The organism is Streptomyces sp. OfavH-34-F (genome assembly GCF_022347745.1).
Lineage (GTDB): Bacteria > Actinomycetota > Actinomycetes > Streptomycetales > Streptomycetaceae > Streptomyces.
Genome location: NZ_JAKRGC010000466.1, coordinates 1 through 3,672, shown reverse-complemented (window position 1 = coordinate 3,672; position 3,672 = coordinate 1). Strand labels below are relative to the sequence as shown.

At 71.6% G+C, this 3,672-nt stretch carries 4 protein-coding genes and 1 pseudogene; 3 read left to right on the top strand and 2 right to left on the bottom strand.

Going from position 1 to position 3,672, the window contains the following annotated elements; genetic code table 11:
- Positions 1 to 185 precede the first annotated feature (185 nt).
- Together MHW47_RS33395 and MHW47_RS33390 are read right to left on the bottom strand one after the other, a co-directional pair.
- Complete coding sequence (locus tag MHW47_RS33395; protein ID WP_111339243.1) at positions 186 to 422, bottom strand: DUF397 domain-containing protein; 237 nt, start codon at positions 420 to 422, stop codon at positions 186 to 188.
- Complete coding sequence (locus MHW47_RS33390; protein ID WP_239227595.1) at positions 422 to 1,282, bottom strand: helix-turn-helix transcriptional regulator; 861 nt, start codon at positions 1,280 to 1,282, stop codon at positions 422 to 424. The genes MHW47_RS33395 and MHW47_RS33390 overlap by 1 nt, the downstream gene beginning before the upstream one ends.
- Before the next feature lie 205 nt (positions 1,283 to 1,487).
- Between MHW47_RS33390 and MHW47_RS33385 the strand changes: the two genes are divergently transcribed.
- The 3 genes and pseudogenes from MHW47_RS33385 to MHW47_RS33375 all read left to right on the top strand — a co-directional run.
- Positions 1,488 to 1,946, top strand: a complete 459-nt coding sequence (locus MHW47_RS33385) for an ATP-binding protein (RefSeq protein ID WP_239227594.1) — start codon at positions 1,488 to 1,490, stop codon at positions 1,944 to 1,946.
- On the top strand, positions 1,940 to 2,380 hold the full coding sequence (locus tag MHW47_RS33380; RefSeq protein ID WP_239227593.1) for a hypothetical protein: 441 nt from the start codon (positions 1,940 to 1,942) through the stop codon (positions 2,378 to 2,380). The genes MHW47_RS33385 and MHW47_RS33380 overlap by 7 nt, the downstream gene beginning before the upstream one ends.
- A gap of 108 nt (positions 2,381 to 2,488) precedes the next feature.
- Positions 2,489 to 3,672, top strand: a pseudogene (locus tag MHW47_RS33375) (DUF4132 domain-containing protein); the annotation flags it as partial.

Genomic DNA, 3,672 nt, shown 5'->3' with positions numbered 1-3,672 from the left:
CCGTGGCGGACGGGCGCCGGGGGCGGGAGGTGCGTCGGGACATGCGTCCATTGTGACGTGCGGGGACGCCGGCGCCCGAGGGAGGGCCGGTGGCTCCGGCCCGGGTCAGGTCGGTTCGGGTTCGGTCGGTCCGGGCCGGTCCGGGTCAGATCGGTCCGGGCCGGATCGGGTCAGGTCAGATCGGGTCAGGTCAGCAGGAAGTCCGCCTGGCCGGCCTTGGCGCCCTGGATGAAGGCGGCGATCTCGTGGTGGGTGTAGATGAGGGCCGGACCGTCCGGGTCCGCGGACTGGCGCATGGCGATTCTCCCGTCAGCCAGTTTCATGGCCTCGACGCAGGTACCGCCGTTGCCGCCGCTCCATGGCTTGTACCAGCCTTCGGAGCCGAGGTCAGCGGCCGGCATGCCGTTGTATATGGGTGTCATCACAGCTCCTTGCGGAAGTCCCGGAGGAGTTCCTTCGTGCGTTGTGCAGTCGCGGCCTGGGCCGCCATGCGGTCCATGACCTCGAGGTAGGAGGCCACCTCCGGGCGCGCGTCGAAGTAGACGGCCCCGGTCAGATATTCGCTGTAGACCATGTCGGGCAGTTCGGGGACGGCGAACCGGAAGAGCACGAACGGCCCGTACGTCCCCGGGTGGTGTCCGGTGGAGAACTCCGCGATCTGCAGCGTCACATTCGGCATCGAGGTCGCTTCGAGGAGCTTGTCCACCTGGGCGCGCATGATGGCCGGGCTGCCGACGGGGCGGCGCAGGACGGTCTCGTCCATCACCACCCACAGCCGGGGCGCGTCCTGCTTGGTGAGCAGTTCCTGCCGCTCCATCCGCAGCGCCACATGGCGCTCGATGTCCTCGACCCTGACCTGGCCGACCGCACCCGTGCGCATCACGCTGCGCGCGTAGTCCTCGGTCTGCAGGAGCCCGGACACGAAGTGCGGCTCGTAGATGCGCAGCAGGCTCGCCGCGCCCTCCAGGCTGACGTACATGCTGAACCAGTCCGGCAGCACGTCGTGGAACCGCTGCCACCAGCCCGGCTTGTTGGCCTCCTCCGCGAGTTCGACGAAGGCGTCCGACTCCTCGTCGCCGACCCCGTAGGCCTTCAGCAGCACCTGCACGTAGGGGATCTTGAGCGCGACCTCGGCCGTCTCCATCCTGCGGACCGTCGCCGGCGCGACACGCAGCACCTTCGCGGCCAGGTCCCGGCTCATCCCGGCACGCTCCCGCAGGTCCTGCAGTCGCTTGCCCAGAACGACCTGGCCCACGGTCGGGGCGGACCGCGGTTCGCTCACTTCAGACCTCCCCATGCGCTGTATGCGTGCAGTGTGCCATGCGCATGCCGCCATGGACACAGCCACTCTGGAATTTTCACAGTGCCCCTTGCCAAGTGTTCGTTACAGGGGGAGAGTTGGTGTGCGAAATCAGTTGACCTGTCGCGCCCGCGGCTTTCTCCAAGATCGCGAAGCGTGACGCAGCCCCCACTGTGAGGATTCGGTCGTGGCACCTGGCAGTGCGCTCATTCCCCGGCTCGTGGACCTCAGCCCGGGAACCGAAGCGCTCCGTTACTGCTTCGCGCTGCCCGCGCACCCCGAATCGGTCGCCGCCGCCCGGCGCCTGACGAAGGCCCGGCTCGGCGAGTGGCACGCGGGCGGTGACACCCGCGAGGCGGCGGTCCTGATCGTGTCCGAGCTGGTCACCAACGCGGTGGTGCACACCGCGAGCGCGCGGGTCCTGTGCGAACTGCGCTGTCTGGAGGGGCGCCTGCGCGTCTCCGTGCAGGACCAGGGGCACCAGCCGGGCGGACCATGTCTGGGCCGGGGCGCCGACGACGAGCACGGACGCGGTCTGCTGCTCGTCGACTCCCTGGCCACCGCCTGGGGATCGCGCGACGCCGGGGACGGCTCGGGCCGCATCGTCTGGGCAGAACTGCCGCACGGCTCGGAGCACACATGCTGAAGAACGCCATGAATCACTTCCTCGCGATCCGCCGCTCCCGCGAGCCCATGGGCTCCGCCGGCGGCGGCCGGGTCCAGCTGCCGCTGCCCGCGACGCTGTCCGCGAGCCTGGGCTGCGACGCGGTCGGGGTGCCCGCGCGCTACGGCTTCCGGCTGATGTCCCACCTGCCCCGCACCGGTTGCGTCTTCGCGGACGCCGAGCGCTGGTGGTGGATCGTCCCGGCCGGCTCCGACCTCGATCTGGACTGGCCCGAACAGGCCGCGTACGCCCGCGGCGCGTACGTGCCGGCGGTGCGCCCCCGGCTGATCCACCAGCCGGACAGCCGCACGCCGTACACCCCGCCCATCCCGCTGTTCCTGATGGTGTGCCAGGTGACCGGGGTGACGCCGACCTGGACCCAGGTCTACGGACCCCCGGCGGTCTCCGCGCCCTGACCGGCCCCCCGGTCACCCTCCGTTGTCAGTGGTCGGTTCTACTGTGGAACCACTGATCGAGAAACCCGTGACATACGGGTTCAACGGGTAGGAAATGGGGGCGGTCCTGTGCGTGCCGAGGAGTCTGTCGAGAACGGTGCGTCGCGATCCGCGGCAGCGGGTCCGGACGAGGACACCTTCGTCTTCCCGGACCGCTGGCGGCGCCTGGTCCACCCCCGGCGCGGGGGCATCGAGCGCACCCCCGCCCGGGCGGACACCGGACTGCTCGACGCGATCGCGGCCCGGATCGCCGAGGAGCGGGCCTGGATAGGGCAGTTCCTGGACGCGCCGGGCAGTGACCCGGTCCTGGTCGCCGAGGTCCGCCGCCACCTGAGCGGCGATCCGTCGCCCGCCGGTGCCGCGGCCGTCGCGTCCATCGTCGGGATGTACTCCCCGCCGGCGGACGCCTGGGCCGACAGCTGGGTCCGGCTGCACGGACTGCCCTTCGCGGCCTGTGCCGCCGTGGAGCTGTTCCTGACCGAGCCGCACTGGATGCAGATCGGCGGCAGCCGCCACGACCCGTGGCTGGAGGCGCGGACCGAGCCGTACGAGACCATGTCCGGCCACTACAGCCGGACGGCCGCCGACCGGGTGCGCGCGCTCATCGCCGCCGCCGACGACGACACGTACCGGGCCACCGTCGAGGCGCTCGCCGCCTGCCGCACCGACTCCGCGCGCCGGGCCGTCACGGCCTACCTGGCGCCGAGCGAGGCCGACTGGGTGGCCGAGCTGTGCACGGACCCGCAGACCGCCGGCACCACCGATGCCGGTCTCCTCTCCCTCGTCCTGTGCTCGCTGAACTCGCCGGAGCAGGCCGCCCACTTCGACCACACCAGCGGCTTCGACCGGACCGCCGCCGTGATCGCCACGGCCGCCGAGGGCATCGGCACCGCGCTCGCCCCCATGCTGGTCACGGAGCTGCGCCACGGCCGCTTCTACGGGACCTGGATGAAGAACCTCGCCGACGCGCTCGTCGAATTCCCCACCGACGAGACGTTCACCGCCCTGCTGGACCACTCCGACGACAAGCACTGCCGTCCGGCGCTGCTGGAGGCGATGCGGCGCTATCCGGTACGCGCGCTGCGGCTGCTCGCCGCCGACGCCCTCGGCCGGGCGGACCTCCCGGCGACCACGTCCACCGGACTCCTCCCCGCGCACATCGCCGCCCACCGCGAGCTGGCGGAGCGGGTGCTGCCGACGCTGGACGCCGGCCCGGCCGAGCTCGTCGACGCCCTGCTGCACCCGGCGGGCCG

Bases quoted from the DNA above. Each gene is read 5' to 3' on its own strand.
- MHW47_RS33395 (WP_111339243.1), bottom strand. From the start codon at position 422: ATGACACCCATATACAACGGCATGCCGGCCGCTGACCTCGGCTCCGAA.
- MHW47_RS33380 (WP_239227593.1), top strand. From the start codon at position 1,940: ATGCTGAAGAACGCCATGAATCACTTCCTCGCGATCCGCCGCTCCCGC.